Source organism: Falsiroseomonas ponticola, assembly GCF_016805305.1.
In the GTDB taxonomy this organism is placed as follows: Bacteria; Pseudomonadota; Alphaproteobacteria; order Acetobacterales; family Acetobacteraceae; genus Falsiroseomonas; species Falsiroseomonas ponticola.
Window position 1 is genome coordinate 29,217 of the sequence record NZ_JAERQN010000005.1, and the last position, 19,020, is coordinate 48,236.

Here is a 19,020-nt window from a genome sequence, read left to right on the forward strand (position 1 = left end):
CTCAGCCTTCCCCCAGATAGGCGATCCAGCGGCCCGCCACCGCGATGCCGGCCCAGACGGCCAGGCTGAGCGTCGCCGTCACGCGCCGCGCCGGGCGGGACCGGCCCGGCCGCGCCAGCAGCACCAGCGCCACGGCCAGCAGCGCGAGCTTCAGCGTGAAGGCGGGGTTGCCGATCTGCCGTTCGGGCTCGGCCAGGATCAGCAGCAACCCGCTGGCCAGAAGCCCAGGCAGGGCCAGCCAGATCACGCGGCGCAGCGGCGCCTGGTCGGCGTCGTCCCGCAGCACGCGCAGCGCCAGCAGCACGGCGGCGCCGGCCAGCGCCGCGACCAGCAGGATGTGCAGGGATTGCAGGGCCGGGATGATCCAGGCCTGGCCGCGCAGCGCGGCGCTGGCGCCGGTCGAGGCGATGCCGGCGATGAGGTCCTCGATCATCGCTCACCCTCCCGCGCCGTAGCTGCGCGACACCAGCCAGAACACGCCGAGCCCTGTGAGCGCCGGCGCCACCCAATCCACGACCAGGCGCCGCGACGGCGCCAGGCCGAGCCGCGACAGGCCGCGCACCGCCATCCAGACCAGGCCGACGAGGAGGAGCTGGCCGATCTCCACGCCGAGGTTGAAGCCGAGGAGCAGCTCCGCCAGGCGCGCGGGCGGCAGGCCCATCTCCACCAGGTCCCGCGCGAAGGCGAAGCCATGCACCAGGCCGAAGCAGGCGGCGATGCCGGCGCGCAGCGGCGCCCGCGCCGGCGCGGCCTGGACCAGCAGCAGGTAGCAGGCGGTGAACAGCGCGGCGCCCAGCAGCAGGGACAGCGGCAGCCCGCCCAGGCCCAGCAGCCGCAGCGCCGCCATGCCCAGCAGCAGCGCGCCCGCGGCCAGTGCGACCGGGCGGCTGCGCCGTGTGGCCTGGACCACGTTCTCCGCCCCGATGACCGCGATGGAGAGCGCGATCAGCGCATCGATGGGCCCGGTATCGGGCCTCACCAGGCCCGTGACCGCGAGGCCGAGCGTGATGCTGTGGCCGAGCGTGAAGCCCGTGATCACCCAGGCCAGGTCCCGCAGCCCGCGGGAGAGCAGCAGCAGGCCGAGCAGGAAGGCGATGTGGTCAGGCCCGGTCAGGATGTGTTCCACGCCCAGCAGCAGGAAGGCGTGGAAGGGCGCGCTCGCCAGCGTGCCCTCGGCCGGCGTCGCCAGCAGCAGGCGCTGGTCGGTGGTGAAGAGCTGTTCGGCGAAGCGCGCTTCTCCGCCCGCCTCGGTGGTGCGGATGCGGGCCAGGCTGACATGCGTCGGCACCAGGTCGAAAAAGGCGTCGGAACGCAGCGCGATGCCGCGGGGCACGGGGCAGGCGAAGGCCATTTCGAAGCGGCGGAAGCCGGGCGAGGCCGGGATCGCGGTGGGCGGCGCCTGCGGGGTGCAGGTTGTGCCTTCCGCCGTCGCGCCCAGGCGGGGCAGAAGGTAGGTGGCGATGGAAGCGTCGCGCGCGGCGGGGTCGATGCGCCGCGCCTCCTGCTCCGGCAGCGTCACGGTCACGCGCACCAGGCGGTCCGCGATCTCCCACGCCATGTGGCTTTCGCTGCGGCTATGCGCCTGGGCCAGACCGGGTGCGGCCAGCAGCAGCGCGGCCAGCAGCAGGCGCCTCATGGTGCCGCGCCCTCCGCCAGCAGGATGGTCGCGCGGGCGCGCAGGAAGCGGAGGTATTCGGCGTAGAGCGCCTCCCGCGCCTCCCGCCGCGCATCGGCCAGGACGCGGGTGCGGACCGTCTCGAAGGGCAGCAGCCGCGCGGGTTCCCGCGCGCCGCCCCGCAGCAGGTGCAGCGCGCCGTTGGCGGCGATGGGGGCGGGGACCTCGCCGGGCGCGATCGCCCGCGCGGCCGCGTGCAGGGAAGGGGCGAGCAGGCGCAGGATCGCCGCTTCCGGCTGTGGCGTCCCGTCCAGGCGTGGGTCGGCCTGCAGGCCGAAGCGGGCGGCGACCTCGCCGGCCGGCTCCCCGGCGCGCAGCGCCGCCGCCGCGGCCTCCACGCGCGATGCCAGTGCCGCCAGGGGTTCCTCCGGCGTCGGCGTGGCGCTGAGGAGATGCAGGCCGAGGCGCGGTTCGCTGGCGTAGCGGGATGCGTCGCGCTGCCAGCGTTCGCGCAGCGCCGCTTCCTCGATGGTACGGGCCTGGGCGTCGGCGGCGATCTGCTCCTGCACCGCGGCGACCAGCGCTTCGCGCACCGCGGGGTGGGAAGCGGGGAGGCCGACCTCCAGCCCGCGCTGCACCAGCAATTCCTCCGCCAGCATCGCCTCCAGCACCGCCTGGCGCTGGGCTGGTGTCGCGGCATCGGGCGTGACGCCGTGCTCGGCTTCCAGCTGCGCCGCGAAATCGCTGCGGAGGATCAGGCCGTCATTCACCCGCGCCAGCGCGCCCGGCGGCACGGCGACCGCTTCCGCGGGCGCCGCGGTCGCGTCGAACAGGCCGATGGCGGCCAGGCCCAGCCCGGCCAGCGCACCGGCCGCCAGCAGGCCGAGGGAGCGAGCCTCCTGCATCGATCAGGGCCGCGCGGGCTGCACGGTGGAGGGCTCCGCCTGCGGCGCGGCGGTGGTCAGCACCTCCCCGGTCGCGACCTTGCGGAGCTGCCGGAACTGGCCGCCCTGTTCGCCGCTGCGCAGCGGGTTGATGCTGATCTCGATCCGGTCGCCGGGGGACAGCGACCGGCGGCTCCATCCCAGGCGGCTGAGCGGGCCGGGGCTGGTGGAGAGCTCGACCGTCCAGAGATCCTCCTCCGCGCTGCCGGGCGTGCCGTCCGGGCGGTCGTTGAAGAACCAGATCATCACATGCGGCGCGGTCCACTGGAATTCGCGCACCGTGCCGTTCAGCGTGCGGGGCTGGGACGGATCGTACATGGCGAAGGAATGGTGCGCGCCGGCGGGCGTGGCGAAGGGCGCGGCGGCGGCGGCCAGCAGCAGGGCGCGGCGGGTCTGGCGGTGCATGGCGGGCATTCCTGTCAGCGGCGTTGCGTGGGCAGCGGCGCGCCGCCCGGGTCCTGCGCGATGGGGACGAAGACGTGGTTGCCGCGTGCATCGACCTCCGCGCGGAACTCGCCCTGGCGGCAGGAGGATTCGATGAAGTCGTCCGACCGGTTGCGGGACCGCACGAAGCTCTTGGTGATGCGCCAGGGCTCCGTCAGCACCCTCGGCGCGTGCACTTCGAGGTCGAACTCCAGGCGGTTGGGCTCGGCCAGGCCGATACGCTCGATGATCCGCATGTCGCCGTTGTTGGGGATGCCGACGGCCTGGCCGAGCGGGATGAAGACCTGCGGCAGGATGTTCACCGTCTCCACCACCAGCGCGTCGCCGTCCCACCGGCCGATGGAATGGCCGTTGAAGGTGGCGTCGCCATCCTCCGGATGGCCGCGGCCATCGGTCCAGATGCGGCGCAGGCGGTTGCCGTCGAATTCGCCGAGGATCGTCACGCGGCCCGGCGTGAAGAGGATCTCCAGCGGGTTGCGCGTCATGACGATGTGGTTCGGCATGCCTTCCGGCAGGCAGTTGGTGTAGAGCTGGTTCGGCCTGCCGGCGCGTTCCAGCGCGCGCTGTTCCTCGATGTAGGCGGCGGCTTCTGGCGTGAAGGGCGGCTGCCAGCTGTTGAAGGCGAAGTGGCGATGGCGCGTGTCCAGCAGCCAGATGCCGCTCCAATCCGGCAGCCGGCCGATCGCGGCCCAATCCGCCGCGGTGGGGGCGGGGTTCTGGATGCGCGGCTGCTGCGCCGGCGCGGCGAGCGGCGCGAGGCACGCGAGTGCGAGCAAGGCGGGGCGAAGCGATCGCATCGGGGTCCTCCTAGGCAGGGTGGTGGCAGGCGAGGACGCGGCCCTCGCCGACCGGGACCAGGGCCGGGGCCTCCGCCCTGCAGAGCGCGGTGGCGGCGGCGCAGCGCGTGTGGAAGCGGCAGCCCGGCGGCGGGCGGCTGGGGGAGGGGATCTCGCCCGCGATCGGCACGAAGCCGCGGCGCAGCGCGGGATCGGGTTCCGGGATCGCGGCGATCAGGGCGCGGGTGTAGTGGTGCGCCGGCCGCGCGAAGATCGCCTCCGCCGGACCGGCTTCCACCAGCCGTCCGAGATACATCACGCCGATGCGGTCCGAGATGTGGCGGACGATGTTCAGCCCGTGGCTGATGAAGAGGTAGGTGAGGCCGCGCTTCGCCTTCAGGTCCTGCAGCAGGTTCACCACCTGCGCCTGCACGGAGACATCGAGCGCCGCGACCGCTTCGTCCAGCAGCACCAGGTCCGGGTTGACCGCCAGCGCGCGCGCGATGGCCACGCGCTGTCGCTGGCCGCCGGAGAGCTGGTGCGGATAGCGCGCGGTCCAGGCGGGATCGAGGCCCACCTGTTCCAGCAGCGCGGCCGCTTCGCGCAGGCGTTCCACGCGCGGCTGGCTGGCGTGGACGGCCAGCGGTTCCGCGATGATCTCGCCCACGGTCCAGCGCGGGTCGATGGAGCCGAAGGGGTCCTGGAAGACCATCTGCATGTGCCGTCGTGCCGCGCGCAGCGCCGGGCCACGCAGCGCGCCGAGGTCCTGCCCCGCGACGCGCACTTCCCCCTGTGTCGGCCGTTCGAGGCCGAGGACGAGGCGCGCGAGGGTCGATTTGCCGCAGCCGGATTCACCGACCAGGCCGAAGGTCTCGCCGCGATGGATCGTCAGGTCCACGCCATCCACGGCGCGCACCACGCGCCCGCGAGCCCAGGGCCAGGCGGCGGTCAGCGGATAGTGGCGGGATACGCCGGCGAGGGTGACGATGGGTTCGTCCGAGGCTGGCGCGGCGATGTCCGCCTGCGTGACGAGCTTGGGCGCGGGCTCCGGCTCATCGGGGTGCCAGCAGGCCAGGCGCGCGCCGTTACGCGTCTCAAGCGGCGGCGCGTGGCTGGCGCAGATGGCACTCGCGACGGGGCAGCGGGGGTGGAAGCGGCAGCCGCCGGGCGGGTCCGCCAGGCTCGGGATGCTGCCCTCGATCGCCGGCAGGCGGCTGCCGCGCCGCGTGGCGGTGCCGACGACGGAACGCAGCAGGCCGCGCGTATAGGGATGGGCGGGGGCAGCGAAGAGGCGCTGGACCGGCGCATCCTCCACCACGCGGCCCGCATACATGACGACGACGCGGTCCGCGATCTCCGCCGCGATGCCGAGGTCATGGGTGATGAGCAGGATCGCCATGCCGGTCTCGGCCTGGAGGTCCTTCAGCAGCGCCAGGATCTGCGCCTGGATGGTGACGTCGAGCGCGGTGGTCGGTTCATCCGCGATCAGCAGGCGCGGGTTGCAGGCCAGGGCCATGGCGATCATCGCGCGCTGGCGCATGCCGCCGCTGAGTTGGTGCGGGAACTGGTCGAAGCGCTGGTCGGGATCGGGGATGTGGACGCGCTTCAGCAGCGCCACCGCTTCCCGCCGCGCCGCATCCTGGCGCAGGCCACGATGGCGGCGCAGTACCTCCGCGATCTGCGCGCCGATGCTGAAGACGGGGTCGAAGGCCGTCATCGGTTCCTGGAAGACCATGCCGATACGCCGGCCGCGGAGATCCGCCATCTGCCGCTGCGTCAGCCGCGCCAGGTCCTGGCCCTCGAAGCGCAGGCTGCCCGCGGTGATGGTGCCGCCGCGATGGTCGATGAGGCGCGTCACCGCCATGGCCGTCACCGTCTTGCCGCTGCCGGATTCACCGACGAGGCAGACCGTCTCCCGCTCCGCGATGGCGAGATCGACGCCCGCCATGACAGTGAGCGGGCCGGTGGGCGTCGAGACATCGACGGCGAGGCCAGTGATGTCGAGCAGCTCGGCCATGGTCAGAAGCGCCCCATCCGCGGGTCGAGCCGGTTGCGCAGCGCATCGCCCAGCAGGTTGACGGAGACGACCAGCGCCGTGATGGCGAGGCCCGGGAAGGTGGCGAACCACCAGGCGACGGTCAGGTAGTTGCGGCCCTGGCTCAGCAGGAAACCCCAATCCGGTTCGTCATCGATGACGCCGAGGCCGATGAAGCTGAGGCCGGAGCCCAGCAGGATGGAGAAGCCGATGCCGAGCGTCCCCACCACCAGCATCTGCGACAGCGTGTGCGGCAGGACATGGCCGAGCAGGATGAGGCGATGCGGGCTGCCGATGGCGCGCGAGGCCTCGATGAAGGGCCGCGCCTTCACCGCCAGTACCTGGGCGCGCATGACGCGGGCGTAGCGCGGCAGGGTGACCAGGCCGACGGCGATGATGGTGTTGGTCAGGCTGGGGCCGAGCGCCGCGGCCAGGATGATGGCCAGCAGGATGTCCGGCACCGACATCCAGACATCGAGCAGCCGCATCAGCACGCCATCCACCACCCCGCCGGCATAGCCGGAGACGAGGCCGAGCAGCCCGCCGAGCAACCCACCGACCAGCACGGCGCAAGCGCCCATCAGCAGGGATTGCCGCGCACCATGGATCACCAGGCTCAGCACGTCCCGCCCGAAATGGTCGGTGCCGAGCCAGTGTTCGGCGCCGGGTGGCTGGAGGATGGCATAGCTGTCCATGTCCGTCGGCGCGTAGGGCGCGATCCATTCGGGCGCGATCCCGCAGGCCAGGATGGCGGCGACCACCAGCAGCGGCAGCAGGATGCGCGGCCGCAGCAGCGCCGGCAGCGGGCGGCGTGGGCGCGAGGCGCGCTTCGCCTCCGGCAGCGGCAGCTCGACTTCCGCGATGGCGACACGCTCCAGCATCGGTCAGGCCCCCGGCCGCACGCGGCGGTCGATCATGGTGTAGGAGAGGTCTACCACCAGGTTGATCAGCACGAAGAAGACGGAGGCGAAGAGGACGGCGCCCTGCACGACGGGGATGTCCTTCACGCCGATCGCTTCCACCAGCAGCCGCCCGATGCCCTGGCGGGCGAAGAGCGTTTCCACCACGACGGCGCCCGACAGCAATTCGCCGACAAGGATGCCGAGCAGCGTGACCACGGGGATCAGCGCGTTGCGCAGCACGTGGCGGTACAGCACCTGGCGTTCCAGCAGCCCCTTGCCGCGCAAGGTGGTGACGAAGGGCTCGTCCAGCACATCCAGCACGCTGTCGCGGACCATGCGCATCAGCCGCCCGCCGGCGATGAGGCCGAGGCAGGACATGGGCAGGATGAGCTGCGCGAAGCTGCCATTGCCGATGGCAGGCAGCCATTGCAGCGTGACCGAGAAAATCAGGATCAGCAGGATGCCGCGCCAGAAGGACGGCATGGATGTCAGGAACAGCATGACGGACTGGATCGTTTGGTCGATCACGCGGCCACGGTTCACGGCGGCGAGGATGCCGAGGCCGACGCCGCTGACCACGGCGATGGCGACGGCGCCAATGGTCAGCGAGAGCGTCGCTGGGAATTGCGCCCAGAGCCGATTGAACACCGGCTCCCGCGTTGTGAAGGAGGTGCCGAGTTCGCCCCGCGGCAGGCCGGCGAGGTAGGAGAGGTACTGGTCCCAGATCGGGCGATCCGTGCCGAGATGGGCGCGGATGCGCGCGATGGTTTCCTCCGTCGCATCGTCACCGGCGATCAGCACGGCGGGATCGCCAGGCAGCCAGTAGAGGATCAGGAACACCAGGGTGATGGTGCCGAAGACGACGAGGGCGGCACCGCCGAGGCGACGGAGGAGGAAGGCCATCAGCCGGCGATCCAGGCACCGTGGAATTCCGGGAAGCCATGCGCATCGATGGTGATGCCCTGAACCTCCCGCAGCGATGCGATGTTGTAGAGCAGCACGTAGATCGGGATGGCATAGGCCCGCTCCACCAGCTTGCGCTGGACGCGGTGGTAGAGGGCGATGCGCCGTGCCGGATCGGCCTCCCGCGTCCCGGCGACCAGCCATTCGCTGATCTCCGCATCATTGACCTTGGAGATGGAGGCGCGGGCGCGGCCGGCGGGGTGGTGCAGGCGGCGGAGCACGTCGGGGTCCGGCGCGAACTGGCTGGCACCGCCGAGGTCGTAGTCGTTGTTCGACAGCTTCTCCCGGTAGGTGCTGTTGGGCTGGCTGTCGATGGAGAGGTCGAAGCCCGTGCGCTGCACCTGGCGGCGGACAAGCTGGATGACGTCCAGCCGCTTCTCCCGGTTGCCCTGCGTGTCGGCGAAGCTGATGGTCAGGCGCCTGCCATCCTTCTCGCGGATGCCGCGCGCGCCGGGGCGCCAGCCCGCGCGGTCCAGCAGCTGCGCGGCCAGGGCAGGATCGTGCTTCCAGGACCCTGCCAGTTCCCGGTCCGCGGAGGCGAAGAGGCCAGGGGAGAGCGGCGCCCAGGCGCGGGGCTGGGTGCCGAGGTAGATGACGCGCGTGATGGCATCGACATCGATCGAAAGCTGGAAGGCGCGGCGGACATCGTCGTCGTTCCAGGGCGCCTTCGCGACATTCGGGTAGAGCGTGTAGTTGTTGTTCAGCAGCTCCTTCTCGATCAGCCGGAAGGCGGGGTTGGCGCGGAAGCCCAGGATGTGCTGCGGCGGCAGCGCATCCACCGCCTGCACCTGGCGGCTCTGCAGCGCGGCGACGCGGGTTGATTCCTCCGGCACGTTGCGGAAGACGATGCGGTCCAGGAAGGGCGCGCCCTCATGCGTCGCGGTCGGCGGCGCCCAGGCATAGTCCGCGTTGCGCGCGATGGTGATGTCCACGCCCTGGTTCAGGGAGACGAAGCGGAAGGGGCCGGTGCCCACGGGATTCTGCGCGATGGCATCGCCGTGGCGTTGCAGCGCGGTGGGGGAGATGATGGCGAGCGTGGTCTTGGAGAGGTTGCGCAGCAGCGGCGCGTAGGGCTCCGACAGGCGGATGCGGAGCGTATCCTCCGCCAGCACATCGGTGCCGAGATAGGGGCCGAGGTCGATCAGCGCCGCGAGCGCATTGCGTGGATCGGCCACGCGATCCAGGTTGACCTTCACCGCAGCGGCATCGAAGGGCGTGCCGTCATGGAAGCGCACGCCGGGGCGCAGGCGGAAGGTATAGGCGGTGCCGTCCGGGGAAACCGTCCAGGACGCGGCGAGCCAGGGCGCGACATCGCCATCCGGCTTCAGCACGACCAGGCTGTCGAAGAGGGAGCGGATCACGCGCGCATGCGGCGCGAAGCTGGAATTGTGCGGATCGAGCACGAAGCTGGCGACGGCGGCGCCATCCAGCCCGAAGGCGAGTTCACCGCCCCGGCGCGGCGCCGGCTGGGCACCGGCATGGCGGGGCAGGAGCAGCGGCGCGCCGAGCAAGGCGGCGGCCTGGCGGCGGGTGATCGTCATGGTTCGTGATCCCGGCAGGGGAGAAAGGGAGGTGCCCCGCCGCACGGCGGGGCGCGGGGCGGCTCAGAGGTCGGCGTAGAGCCGCTCATCGGCGATCAGGACGCGTTCCATCACGCGCGGGAAATCGCCGTAGTTGCGCACGGCGTAGTGGACCGCCGCGCGGTTGTCCCAGAAGGCCAGCGCGCCCGGCGTCCAGGAGAAGCGGACCTGGTATTCGAGGCGGCGGTACTGGTCGAGGATGATGGTCAGCAGCTCCGCATTCTCGGCGCGGTCGAGGCCGATGAGGTGCGGCTTCTGCGTGTAGTTGACCCAGAGGATCTTCTGCCCGGTCTCCCGGTGGGTGCGCACCACGGGATGGGCGACGATGGGATAGTCATGCCCGCCCTTCAGCAGGGCGCTGCGATAATCATGCGTGACGTGCAGCCCCTCCAGCCGCTGCTTCACATCGTCCGGCAGCCCCTGCCAGGCGAGGTGCGCATCGACCCAGACGGTGTCGCCGCCGGTCTCCGGGATGGTGACGGCGCGCAGGATCGCGCCCCAGGCGGGCACCAGGCGCCAGCTCGTATCCGTGTGGTAGCCGTCGCGCACATCATCCTCGACGCGGATGCGCGTCTGCTCGATGGAGCGGGAGGCTTCCGGCGTGATCGCGTGGATGGCTGGCTTGTCGGCTTCCGGGCGCTTGGTACTGGGGTGGGTGTAGAGCGGGCCGAACTGCCGGGCGAAGGCTTCCTGCTGCGCGCGGTCCAGGTGCTGGTCGCGGAAGAAGACGACCTTGTAGCGCAGCACGGCTGCGCGCAGCGCCGCCACCGCGTCGCTGTCCAGCGGACGCTTCAGGTCGATGTCGCTGATCTCCGCGCCGATCGTGGGCTGGAGGGGACGGACCGTGAAGGCGGCGCGGCCGAGCCGGGCGGCGAGTGATTGGGTGGTGCTCATGGCGGTGTTCCTCGGTTGGTTGGGGGGGGGGGTGGATAAATATCGATAGAAATAGTGGGAAATAGGCCAGCACGGCGGCCGGGCGTTGAACAGGCGCGCGCGTCGCCGCCCGCGCCGGCGCGTCCTATTCGGCCGCGGCCAGCGGCGCCGTCTTCTGGCGGGCAGCGACCAGTTCCCGCACCCGCGGCAGCAATTCGCGGCCGTACTGGATGGCGTCCACCAGCGGATCGAAGCCGCGGATCAGGAAGGTGGAGATGCCGAGGTCCCAGTAGTCCAGCAGCGCTTCCGCCACCTGGTCCGGCGTGCCGACCAGGCCGGTGGAATTGCCGGAAGCGCCGGTCAGGGCCGCGATCTCCGTCCAGAGGCGCTTGTCGAGCCGCTTGCCCTGCGCCGCGGCGGCGAGGAGGCGGCGCGAGCCTTCATTCGCGGGCGCGCCGACGACGCCCTGGCGCGCATTGTGGGGCGCGCGGGCGCTGCCACCGGCCTCCCGCAGCGACTTGGCGCGCGCCAGGATCGCATCCGCCTTGGCCCAGGCCTTCTCCTCGGTCTCCGCCAGCACGGGGCGGAGCGAGAGGCTGAAGCGCGGCGTGCGGCCATGGAGTGCGGCGGCGGCGCGGACGCGGGCGACGAGTTCGCGCACCTGGTCGAGCGTCTCGCCCCAGAGCGCATAGGCATCGGCATGCTTGCCCGCCACCGGCAGCGCGGCATCGGAAGCGCCGCCGAAATAGACGGGGATGCCGGCGGCGTTGAAGGGCTTCACGTCCGAATAGCCGCGCTTGACGGTGTAGTAGCGGCCCGCATGGTCGAAGGGCGTCGTCGCGGTCCATTGCTGGCGCACCACGTCCAGGTATTCGCTGGTGCGGGCGTAGCGCTCATCCTTCGTCAGGTGGTCGCCATCCTGCGCGAGTTCGGTGTCGTTGCCGCCGGTGATGATGTGGACGGCGACGCGGCCGCGGCTGAACTGGTCCAGCGTCGCGAATTGCCGCGCGGCCAGCGTCGGCGCGGTGAAGCCCGGGCGATGCGCCACCAGCACGCCGAGCCGCTGCGTCGCGTGCAGCACATCCTGCGCGATGAGGATGCTCTCCGCGGAGTTGGAGTGGAAAGCGACCAGCACGCGGTCGAAGCCCACGGCTTCCTGCGCCGTGGCGCTGGCGCGGATGAAGTCGGGGTCCAGCGCAGGGCCGCTGCGCCGTATGGTTTCCGACGAATTGTGATGGCCGACATAGCCGATGAATTCGAGGCTCATGGATCTGCGTCTCCTGGATGGCGGGTTCGAGTCAGCACGAAGACGGCGGGAAGCGGGATTAAAAAGCGACAACAAGACGTGCTTAGCAAAAAACGCGACAACCAAACGTGCAACATGCTCCCGGCGAGGCCATCGGGCGAAGGACCAGCCACCGCCCGGATGGCCGATACCGTCAGTCCGCGCGGATTCCGGCCGCGCGCACCACCTCCCGCCACCGCGGCAGGTTCTCCGCCACCGTCGCGGCCAGCGCCTCCGGCGGGCCGGCCACGACCTCGAAGCCCTGGTCTTCCAGCCTGGCGCGCACGGCCGGTTCCTCCAGCACCCGCAGGACCGCGTCATGCAGGCGGCGGATGATGGCGGGCGGCGTGCCGGCGGGGGCGAAGAGGCCCTGCCAGTTGGTGACGTCGAAGCCCGGCACGCCCTGTTCCGCCACCGTCGGCACATCGGGCAGCGCGGCGGCACGGCCCGGCGTGCTGACGGCCACGGCGCGCAGCGCGCCGGCGCGGATATGCGGCACCGCGGGGGCCAGCGTGACCCAGACGCCATCGACATGCCCCGCCAGCACATCCGCCACCGCCGGGCCGCCGCCGCGATAGGGCACATGCGCCCAGTTCGCGCCCGTGCGGAGTTGCAGCAGCGCGCCGGCCAGGTGGCCGCTGCTGGCATTGCCGGGGGAGGCGATGTTCAGGCGGCCGTCCCGCGCCCGCGCCAGGGCGATGAAATCCTGCAGCGTCGCGGGCGGCAGGTCCCGCCGCAGGGCCAGCACCTGCGCCGCCCGCGTCAGCAGCATCACGGGCGCGAAGGAGGTCTCGGCATGGTAGCGCAGCCCCTCGAACAGCGCGGGGTTCACGGTCAGGCTGTCGGGCGCCAGCAGCAGGGTGTGGCCATCCGGCGGCGACCCCGCGACGAGTTCGAAGCCGAGGTTGCTCGCCGCACCCGGGCGGTTCTCCACCAGCACGGGCTGGCCGAGCCCGTCCCGCAGCCGTTCCGCCACGATCCGCGCCAGCGTGTCCAGGCTGCCGCCCGGGGCGACGGGCACGATGATGCGCACGGGGCGGGTGGGCCAGGCCGGGTTCGCCGCCGCCGGCGCGGCAAGGGCCAGCGCGCCGCCCAGGGCCAGCAGCGACCGGCGTGTGGTGGAACCCTCCCTCATGCCGCCACGCCCTGCCGCGCGGCGGGGGATGGCCGCAATACGCGGAAGCGCGCATCGCCATCGCGTTCGATCTGCGCGGGCAGGCCGAATTCCCAGTCGAGGTAGCGGCGCTTCTCCGCCGCCTGGCGTTCCGGCGGATGCTGCGCGGGGGCCAGCCAGACATCGTCATCCGCCAGCAGCCTGGCGCCGCCGGTCTCCACGACGAAGCCCGCATCGCGCCAGGCATCCAGGCCGCCCAGCAGCACGCGCACCTGCCGTCCCGTGGCGGCAAGCTCCTGCGCGGCCAGCGCGGCCTGCCATGCCTCGGTCGCGGTGATGACGACGAGGGTGGCGGAAGGCGCGTGGGTCGCGACAACAGGGATCAGCCGCGTGCGGGTGGTGAACCAGGCGCCGGGGATATGGCCGGCGCGGAAGGCGCGGCTGGAGCCGATGTCGAAGACCGTGGCGCCGCGGGCGAGTTCGTCGCGCAGCCGCGGCGCATCGATCCAGTCCGTGGCGAGTGGTGCGGGAAGCAACACCTGGCGTCGCTCCGGCCCCACCTCCAGCCCGCCGAGCGCGCCGGCGGCGGCGAGCCCGCCTTCCAGCACGACCACATCGGTCCAGCCCATCTGGATCAGCCAGGCGGCGGTGACGGGGGCGCGCACGCCTTCGCCATCCGCCAGCACGATGCGGGACCGCAGCGTGCCGACATAGGCATCCGTCGCCTGCACCAGTTGCCCGCCGGGCGCGGACCGGAAGCCGGGCAGGTGGCCGGCGCGGTATTCCTCCGGGCTGCGGACATCGAGGAAGTAGGTGGTGCGGTCGCCATCCTCCGCCTGCCAGCGCGCGATGGTGGCGGCATCCACGCGCCGCAGCCCCAGGCGGCGCGCCAGCGTGGCGGCGGCGTCGCGCGCCCAGGCCAGGGTCTCGGCGCCGGGGGGCGGCACGCTGGCGGTCTCGCCGTGGGCCAGCGACAGGCCGGCGAATTCCCAGCCCATGGTGCCGTTCTCCAGCGCCGCGACGGGGTTGGGCAGGCCGGCATTGATCAGCGCCTGCGCGCCGATGATGCTGCGCGTGCGCCCGGCGCAGTTCACCACCACCAGCGTGGCGGGATCCGGCGCGGCTTCGCGCGCGCGCAGCACCAGCTCCGCGCCCGGGCAATCCAGCGCGCCGGGGATGCTCATGACGCGGAATTCGGGCAAGGGGCGGCTGTCCAGCACCACCAGGTCCCGCCCTTCCTGGCGCAGCCGATGCACGGCCTCCGCGCCCAGATGCGGCGTGCCGGCCTGCTGTTCCACCACCTCGCCGAAGGCCTTGCTGGGCACGTTGGTGCCCGTGAAGACCTCGTATCCCGCCTCCGCCCAGCCGCGCAGGCCGCCGGCCAGCGCGGCGACGTTCCAGTAGCCGAGCCGTGCCAGGCGCGTGGCGCCGGGGTGCAGCAGCGTGCCATCGCCATCCGTCAGCACGATGCGCGTGGATCGCCGCGGCACCAGCGCGGCGATGATGCCCTCGAGGCGCGAGAGCGGCGCGGGCACGGCGAAGAGGGGATGGCCTTCCTGCGCGAAGGCGCCTTCCTCCCGCAGGTCGAGCAGCGCGATCTCCTCCCCATCCGTGATGGCGGCCTTCACCGCCTGGGGGGGCAGCAGCGGGGCGCGGATCGGCGCGGGCGGGCCGAAGCGTTCCGGCCTGCCGCCCTCCGGCCCCGGGAAGCGCACGCGGTCATGCTGCCGGTCGAGGGCGAGGCCGTAGAAATGCAGGTGCAGCGCGGGGGTGCGGCTGGCGGAGGCCAGGCTGTGCACCTCCTCCGGCAGCAGGGTCAGCACGCCGCCGGGGCCGACCTCCACCTGGCGGACGACCTCCAGCGCCTCGGTGCCCGGGGTGGCGCCGGGGCGGCGGTGGAAGACCGTGTTGCGTTCCACGCCGCGGACACCGGCGATGATCGCCCAGGCGCCATGGTCATGCGGCGGCACCACCGGCCCGGCCACATGGACGGAGGCGTAGAGGGCGAAGCGGCCATCCGCATCCTTCGCCAGGCGGTAGATCGCGCCGCCCTTCGGGCCGGGCGGGAAGTGGTCCGCCGGGAACAGATCCTCCTGCTGCGCGAGCGCGATCAGAAGGTCGGCGATGCGGCCGAGGCCGGCGCGGGTGACGCCATGCGCACGCTCGATCCCGCGCGCGCGCTCCACCAGCGCGGCGATGGCGGCCGCGCGGCGCGTGAGGAGGGAGGGTGGCGGGTCGCCCGTGGCGAGCGCGAGGGCGGGGGACATGAGCGGTGCCTCCGGCATCAGGACAGCAGCGGCGCGTCGTGCGCCGCCTCCGGCACGAGGGTGGTGGCGGGGGGGTGATGGAGGGCGACGGCGTCGGCCAGGCCATCGCGCAGCCAGCTTGCGGCATCGGGTACCTGGCCGGCGGCACCCAGGATGACGGGGCCGCCAAAGGCATCGCGCAGTGCGGCGATGGGCGCTTCCGCCCCCGCCCGGCCCAGGGCTTCCAGGCGCAGCCACGCCAGCCCCGCCGGCCGCAGGCCGCGCAGCAGCGCCAGGGCGGCGGGCAGGGCGGGCAGGGAGGCCAGGCCATCCGGCCAGGGCAGCACCAGCCCCGTACGGCCCGGCCCGGCCACGCGGGCGACGGCCAGCGCGACCTCGATCGGCAGGCGGGCCCGGTCCTCCGCCGTGCCGCCATGGGGGGCGGGGCGGTGATTGGCCTCGGGGTCCAGGAACTGGTGCAGCAGGCCGCCGCCGCCGGCATGCACCTCCACCGCGTCGAAGCCCGCCTGGCGGGCGCGGCGCGCGGCTTCGGCGAAGTGCCGGGCCAGGCCGGGCAATTCGTCCTCGCGCAGCGCGCGGGGGTGGGCGAAGGGGCGCCAGCCGGCCCAGGTTTCCAGCCCGCCTTCCGCGGCGATGGCGGGGGGCGCGACGGGCGTGCCGCCGCCGGGCTGGGCCAGGGGATGGGACAGGCGGCCCGCATGCCACAGCGGCAGCGCGGCCGGCACGCCATCCGTCGCGCAGGCATCGGTGAAGTGGCGCCAGGCGGTGGTATCGGCGTCCCGCCAGATGCCGGCGGCCTCATCCGGCCCGGCGCCTTCCGGGACGATCCAGGCCGGCGGCGCCAAGGCCAGCGCGACCCCCGGCTGCACGGGCTGGCCCCGGCGGAGCCCGGCCTGCACGAGGCGGCCGCGGAGGGCCAGGTCCCCCAGTGCCAGCGGACGGTCGAGGATCTGGTCATCGCGCATGGGCGGACTCCGGCATGACGGGGGTGGGGGAGGGCGACGCCCGGCCGCGCAGGCGGTGCGCCGCGGCGGCCATCGCGGCCGGGCCCGGGAAGCGGCGCCCGTGCAGGGCGGCGAAGGCCGGATCGATGGCGCGGAAGGTCCAGCCGCCGGCATGGCCGAGGGCGACGCCGATGAAGCGGCCATCGATAACGACGGGACGGGAGGTTTCGAGTGCCGCGATGCGGTCGATGGCAGGGGTACGGTCTGCGGCAGGGCCACGGCGATGGCGCCCTCACGAACAGGGTATCGGGTGGGTCGGGGCAGGGGCCAGCGCGGCCCTCGCCCCGGCGGGTTCAGCCTTGGGCGGAACCCGGACAGCGCCGGCGGCAGGGTGTGCGGGGCGGCGTCACGGCCCCACCACCCGGCCGAGGCCCAGGGCGGTGAGCACGAGCAGCGTGGCGACGGCCACGGCGCCAGCGCGCAGGACCAGGCCGAGGCCTTCCCGGCCCAGGATGCCGGGGGCGCTGCGTGGGGTGCGACCCTCGGCGACGGCCGGGAAAAGACGCGAAAGCATGCTGCTCGTCCCTGGTCCGAGGTTGCGTGGGAGACGTAGCGTAGTTTCACGACGTAGAAACTGTCAATAAGTAAAACACCACGAGATAGCGGCAATAAGATCGCCGCGCCGGCAGGCAGCGGCGCCCGAATGCGTGGCAGGACCATCGCCGGCGGCGATGGAATCCGGGATGGAATTGGCGCCCCAAGGGGATTCGCCGGCACTTCCTTGCCCGACACCATCCAGGATCGTGTTTTCAGTTGACCCCTGGCTGGCTGTGGTGGTCCGTTGGCGCGTCCATCCGTCGAGGAGACCGCCATGCGTTGCATCGCCACGCCGCAGGCCCCGGCGCTGGTCGCCGCCAAGCCCTTCCCGGGCCCCGCCTGAATGGCCGGCCCCGTCATCGCCGTCATCGGCGCCGGCTTCAGCGGCACGCTGGTCACGCTGCACCTGCTGCGGCGATGTCCGCCCGGCACGCGGGTGGTGCTGCTGGAACGGAACCGGCGCTTCGCCTGCGGCCAGGCCTATGCGACGGACAATGCGAACCACCTGCTGAACGTGCCGGCGGCGCGGATGAGCGCCTTCCGCGACCGGCCGGACGACTTCCTGCAATGGCTGCGGGGGCGCGAGGGGGAAGACGCGCCCGGCCCGCAATCCTTCGTCTCCCGCGGGCTCTATGGCGACTACATCCGCCATCTCCTCAATGCGGAGCTGGGGCGGGGCGGCGGCGCGCTGGCGCTGGAACGCGCCGATGTGCTGGCACTGGACCCACAGGACGGGGAGCTGCGCCTGACGCTGGACCGCGGGCGCTGCCTGCGGGCGAGCATGGCCATCCTGGCGGTCGGCAATTTCCCGCCGGAACCGCCGCCCGGGCTGGATGCGGCATCGCGCGCCGCGCCGTGGTACCGCGCCGATCCCTGGGCGGCGGATGCGCTGGCGGGGCTGGACCCGGATGCGCCGGTGCTGCTGGTGGGCACGGGGCTCACCACCGTGGATCTCGTGGTGTCGCTGCTCGATGCCGGGCATCGCGGGCCGATCCACGCGCTGTCCCGCCGGGGGCTGCTGCCGCGCATCCATGTGCCCGGCGCCCCGGCCTCCCCGCCCTCGACCTCGCTGCCCACCGACCTGCTGGCGCTGCTGCGCCTGGTGCGGCGGGAAGCGGCGCGCCGCGCGCAGGAGGGGCTGCCCTGGCAGCCGCTGGTGGATTCGCTGCGGCCCTTCACGCAGGACCTCTGGCAGACGCTGCCGGCGGCCGAGAAGGCGCGCTTCCTGCGGCATTTGCGCCCCTGGTGGGACGTGCATCGCCACCGCATGGCGGGGCCCGTGGCCGCGCGCATCGCGGCCGCGCGGGCCAGCGGCCAGCTTTCCATCCATGCCGGCCGCATCCGGGCGACGGAGGAGGCCGCCGATGGCAGCGTGACGCTGGCCTTCCGCCGTCGCAGCGACGGCGCGACGCAGGCGCTGGCCGCGGCGCGCGTCATCAACTGCGCGGGCCCCGGCTGCGACTACGACCGCATCAGCGATCCGCTGGTGCGGCACCTGCTGGCCACGGGCCTGGGGCGGCCCGATCCCTTCCGCCTTGGCCTCGACGTCACGCCGGCCAATGCGCTGCGCGGGCGGGATGGTGCGATGTCCCGCCAGGTCTTCGCGGTGGGCCCCGTCACCAAGGGCGCCTTCTGGGAGATGACGGCGGTGCCCGATATCCGCCGGCAATGCGAGACGCTGGCCGAGCACCTGGCCGGGCTGATCGGCGCGCTGCCGGTGGCCATCCCGGCCCCGGCGTGATCGGGCCGCAACGTTTAATACGATTTATGATCGTCGATCGGTTGTAAAACGATCGTCTGACGTTCACAAGCGTCGCCCGGCCAAGGCGGCCGGAAACGGCCCCGTCAGGACGCGCCATCATGGCCCAGACGATCCCCATGCCCGCCCCGGCCAGCATCGCGGACCAGCTGCGATGCCTCCAGGCGGGGCTCGGCGATGCGCCGGCCGACCGGATCCTCGCCGCCGCCGCCGGGGCCTTCCCCGGCCGCCTCGCCATCGTCTCCTCCTTCGGCACGCAATCGGCGGTGCTGCTGCACCTGGCCTCGCGCATCGATGCGGCGCTGCCGGTGATCTTCCTCGATACCGGCAAGCTCTTCGCGGAGACGCTGCGCTACCGCGACCTGCTCGTGCAACGGCTCGGCCTGCGGGATGTGCGGAGCGTGCCGCCGGATGCGGCGGAGGTGGCGCGGCAGGATCCGCTCGGCGGGCTCTGGCTGTCCGCGCCCGATGCCTGCTGCGCGCTGCGCAAGGCCCGTCCCCAGGCGCGCGCGCTGGAGGGCTTCGACATCGTGGTCACCGGCCGCAAGCGCTACCAGACGACGCAGCGCGCGAGGCTTCCCGTGGTGGAGGAGACCGCCGATGGACGGGTGCGGCTGAACCCGCTGGCCGGCTGGGATGCCGCGGCGATCGAGGCCTATCGCCTGGCCCATGGCCTGCCGCCGCATCCGCTGGCGGAGCAGGGCTATCCCTCCATCGGTTGCCGCCACTGCACGGATCGCGTGGCGCCGGGGGAGGATCCGCGCGCCGGGCGCTGGCGCGGCACGGGGAAGGTGGAATGCGGCATGCATCCCCGCGAACGTCCCGTGCCCACAGCCCTTCCGGGCGCCCGAGCCGTGCCGGCAGAGGGTGCCTAATGCTGATGACCGGCGCCCTTTGCGGGATGAACGGCTGTGGAAGCGAG

At 72.8% G+C, this 19,020-nt stretch carries 17 protein-coding genes; 2 read left to right on the forward strand and 15 right to left on the reverse strand.

Annotated elements, in window-relative coordinates; translation table 11 throughout:
• Position 1 precedes the first annotated feature (1 nt).
• The 15 genes from JJI54_RS15785 to JJI54_RS15855 all read right to left on the reverse strand — a co-directional run bounded on the left by JJI54_RS15785 (position 2) and on the right by JJI54_RS15855 (position 16,316).
• A complete protein-coding gene (locus JJI54_RS15785) occupies positions 2-433 on the reverse strand; it encodes a hypothetical protein (RefSeq protein WP_203073984.1) in 432 nt (143 codons plus the stop codon).
• Between the two features lie 3 nt (positions 434-436).
• Positions 437-1,636 (reverse strand): HupE/UreJ family protein, encoded by a 1,200-nt coding sequence (locus tag JJI54_RS15790; RefSeq protein ID WP_203073985.1) that lies wholly within the window; start codon positions 1,634-1,636, stop codon positions 437-439.
• Positions 1,633-2,520, reverse strand: a complete 888-nt coding sequence (locus JJI54_RS15795; RefSeq protein ID WP_203073986.1) for a peptidylprolyl isomerase — start codon at positions 2,518-2,520, stop codon at positions 1,633-1,635. Before JJI54_RS15795 ends, JJI54_RS15790 begins: the two co-directional genes overlap by 4 nt.
• A 3-nt stretch (positions 2,521-2,523) precedes the next feature.
• Positions 2,524-2,964: a DUF6152 family protein gene (locus tag JJI54_RS15800; RefSeq protein WP_203073987.1), complete on the reverse strand. Its 441-nt coding sequence runs from the start codon at positions 2,962-2,964 to the stop codon at positions 2,524-2,526.
• 14 nt (positions 2,965-2,978) lie between these two features.
• Positions 2,979-3,800: a hypothetical protein gene (locus JJI54_RS15805; RefSeq protein WP_203073988.1), complete on the reverse strand. Its 822-nt coding sequence runs from the start codon at positions 3,798-3,800 to the stop codon at positions 2,979-2,981.
• A 10-nt stretch (positions 3,801-3,810) separates the two neighbouring features.
• Positions 3,811-5,796, reverse strand: a complete 1,986-nt coding sequence (locus tag JJI54_RS15810) for an ABC transporter ATP-binding protein (protein ID WP_203073989.1) — start codon at positions 5,794-5,796, stop codon at positions 3,811-3,813.
• Positions 5,797-5,798: 2 nt separating this feature from the next.
• Positions 5,799-6,695, reverse strand: a complete 897-nt coding sequence (locus JJI54_RS15815) for an ABC transporter permease (RefSeq protein WP_203073990.1) — start codon at positions 6,693-6,695, stop codon at positions 5,799-5,801.
• A gap of 3 nt (positions 6,696-6,698) precedes the next feature.
• Entirely contained in the window at positions 6,699-7,619 is a 921-nt protein-coding gene (locus JJI54_RS15820) for an ABC transporter permease (RefSeq protein WP_203073991.1), read from the reverse strand.
• Positions 7,619-9,220: an ABC transporter substrate-binding protein gene (locus JJI54_RS15825; RefSeq protein ID WP_203073992.1), complete on the reverse strand. Its 1,602-nt coding sequence runs from the start codon at positions 9,218-9,220 to the stop codon at positions 7,619-7,621. Before JJI54_RS15825 ends, JJI54_RS15820 begins: the two co-directional genes overlap by 1 nt.
• 63 nt (positions 9,221-9,283) lie before the next feature.
• Positions 9,284-10,153 carry a TauD/TfdA dioxygenase family protein gene (locus tag JJI54_RS15830; RefSeq protein WP_203073993.1) on the reverse strand — a complete coding sequence of 290 codons (870 nt, stop codon included), beginning with the start codon at positions 10,151-10,153 and terminating at the stop codon, positions 9,284-9,286.
• Positions 10,154-10,277: 124 nt separating this feature from the next.
• Positions 10,278-11,399 carry an LLM class flavin-dependent oxidoreductase gene (locus tag JJI54_RS15835; protein ID WP_203073994.1) on the reverse strand — a complete coding sequence of 374 codons (1,122 nt, stop codon included), beginning with the start codon at positions 11,397-11,399 and terminating at the stop codon, positions 10,278-10,280.
• Positions 11,400-11,571: 172 nt separating this feature from the next.
• A complete protein-coding gene (locus tag JJI54_RS15840) occupies positions 11,572-12,552 on the reverse strand; it encodes a Bug family tripartite tricarboxylate transporter substrate binding protein (RefSeq protein ID WP_203073995.1) in 981 nt (326 codons plus the stop codon).
• The gene (locus JJI54_RS15845; RefSeq protein WP_203073996.1) at positions 12,549-14,798 is read right to left on the reverse strand and encodes a rhodanese-like domain-containing protein; all 2,250 of its coding nucleotides are present in this window, start codon (positions 14,796-14,798) and stop codon (positions 12,549-12,551) included. The genes JJI54_RS15840 and JJI54_RS15845 overlap by 4 nt, the downstream gene beginning before the upstream one ends.
• A gap of 17 nt (positions 14,799-14,815) precedes the next feature.
• Positions 14,816-15,763 carry an oxidoreductase gene (locus JJI54_RS15850; RefSeq protein WP_203073997.1) on the reverse strand — a complete coding sequence of 316 codons (948 nt, stop codon included), beginning with the start codon at positions 15,761-15,763 and terminating at the stop codon, positions 14,816-14,818.
• A 385-nt stretch (positions 15,764-16,148) separates the two neighbouring features.
• On the reverse strand, positions 16,149-16,316 hold the full coding sequence (locus tag JJI54_RS15855; protein WP_203073998.1) for a hypothetical protein: 168 nt from the start codon (positions 16,314-16,316) through the stop codon (positions 16,149-16,151).
• A 366-nt stretch (positions 16,317-16,682) separates the two neighbouring features.
• On the opposite strand from JJI54_RS15855, the gene JJI54_RS15860 reads away from it, so the two are divergent.
• Together JJI54_RS15860 and JJI54_RS15865 are read left to right on the forward strand one after the other, a co-directional pair.
• Positions 16,683-18,080: an FAD/NAD(P)-binding protein gene (locus JJI54_RS15860; protein ID WP_203073999.1), complete on the forward strand. Its 1,398-nt coding sequence runs from the start codon at positions 16,683-16,685 to the stop codon at positions 18,078-18,080.
• 119 nt (positions 18,081-18,199) lie between these two features.
• Positions 18,200-18,973 carry a phosphoadenylyl-sulfate reductase gene (locus tag JJI54_RS15865; RefSeq protein ID WP_226381817.1) on the forward strand — a complete coding sequence of 258 codons (774 nt, stop codon included), beginning with the start codon at positions 18,200-18,202 and terminating at the stop codon, positions 18,971-18,973.
• The last annotated feature ends 47 nt before the right edge of the window (positions 18,974-19,020 follow it).

Bases quoted from the DNA above. Each gene is read 5' to 3' on its own strand.
- JJI54_RS15810 (WP_203073989.1), bottom strand. From the start codon at position 5,796: ATGGCCGAGCTGCTCGACATCACTGGCCTCGCCGTCGATGTCTCGACG.
- JJI54_RS15845 (WP_203073996.1), bottom strand. From the start codon at position 14,798: ATGTCCCCCGCCCTCGCGCTCGCCACGGGCGACCCGCCACCCTCCCTC.
- JJI54_RS15785 (WP_203073984.1), bottom strand. From the start codon at position 433: ATGATCGAGGACCTCATCGCCGGCATCGCCTCGACCGGCGCCAGCGCC.
- JJI54_RS15855 (WP_203073998.1), bottom strand. From the start codon at position 16,316: ATGCTTTCGCGTCTTTTCCCGGCCGTCGCCGAGGGTCGCACCCCACGC.
- JJI54_RS15840 (WP_203073995.1), bottom strand. From the start codon at position 12,552: ATGAGGGAGGGTTCCACCACACGCCGGTCGCTGCTGGCCCTGGGCGGC.
- JJI54_RS15850 (WP_203073997.1), bottom strand. From the start codon at position 15,763: ATGCGCGATGACCAGATCCTCGACCGTCCGCTGGCACTGGGGGACCTG.
- JJI54_RS15795 (WP_203073986.1), bottom strand. From the start codon at position 2,520: ATGCAGGAGGCTCGCTCCCTCGGCCTGCTGGCGGCCGGTGCGCTGGCC.
- JJI54_RS15820 (WP_203073991.1), bottom strand. From the start codon at position 7,619: ATGGCCTTCCTCCTCCGTCGCCTCGGCGGTGCCGCCCTCGTCGTCTTC.
- JJI54_RS15825 (WP_203073992.1), bottom strand. From the start codon at position 9,220: ATGACGATCACCCGCCGCCAGGCCGCCGCCTTGCTCGGCGCGCCGCTG.
- JJI54_RS15800 (WP_203073987.1), bottom strand. From the start codon at position 2,964: ATGCACCGCCAGACCCGCCGCGCCCTGCTGCTGGCCGCCGCCGCCGCG.
- JJI54_RS15830 (WP_203073993.1), bottom strand. From the start codon at position 10,153: ATGAGCACCACCCAATCACTCGCCGCCCGGCTCGGCCGCGCCGCCTTC.
- JJI54_RS15860 (WP_203073999.1), top strand. From the start codon at position 16,683: ATGGCCGGCCCCGTCATCGCCGTCATCGGCGCCGGCTTCAGCGGCACG.
- JJI54_RS15865 (WP_226381817.1), top strand. From the start codon at position 18,200: ATGGCCCAGACGATCCCCATGCCCGCCCCGGCCAGCATCGCGGACCAG.
- JJI54_RS15835 (WP_203073994.1), bottom strand. From the start codon at position 11,399: ATGAGCCTCGAATTCATCGGCTATGTCGGCCATCACAATTCGTCGGAA.
- JJI54_RS15805 (WP_203073988.1), bottom strand. From the start codon at position 3,800: ATGCGATCGCTTCGCCCCGCCTTGCTCGCACTCGCGTGCCTCGCGCCG.
- JJI54_RS15790 (WP_203073985.1), bottom strand. From the start codon at position 1,636: ATGAGGCGCCTGCTGCTGGCCGCGCTGCTGCTGGCCGCACCCGGTCTG.
- JJI54_RS15815 (WP_203073990.1), bottom strand. From the start codon at position 6,695: ATGCTGGAGCGTGTCGCCATCGCGGAAGTCGAGCTGCCGCTGCCGGAG.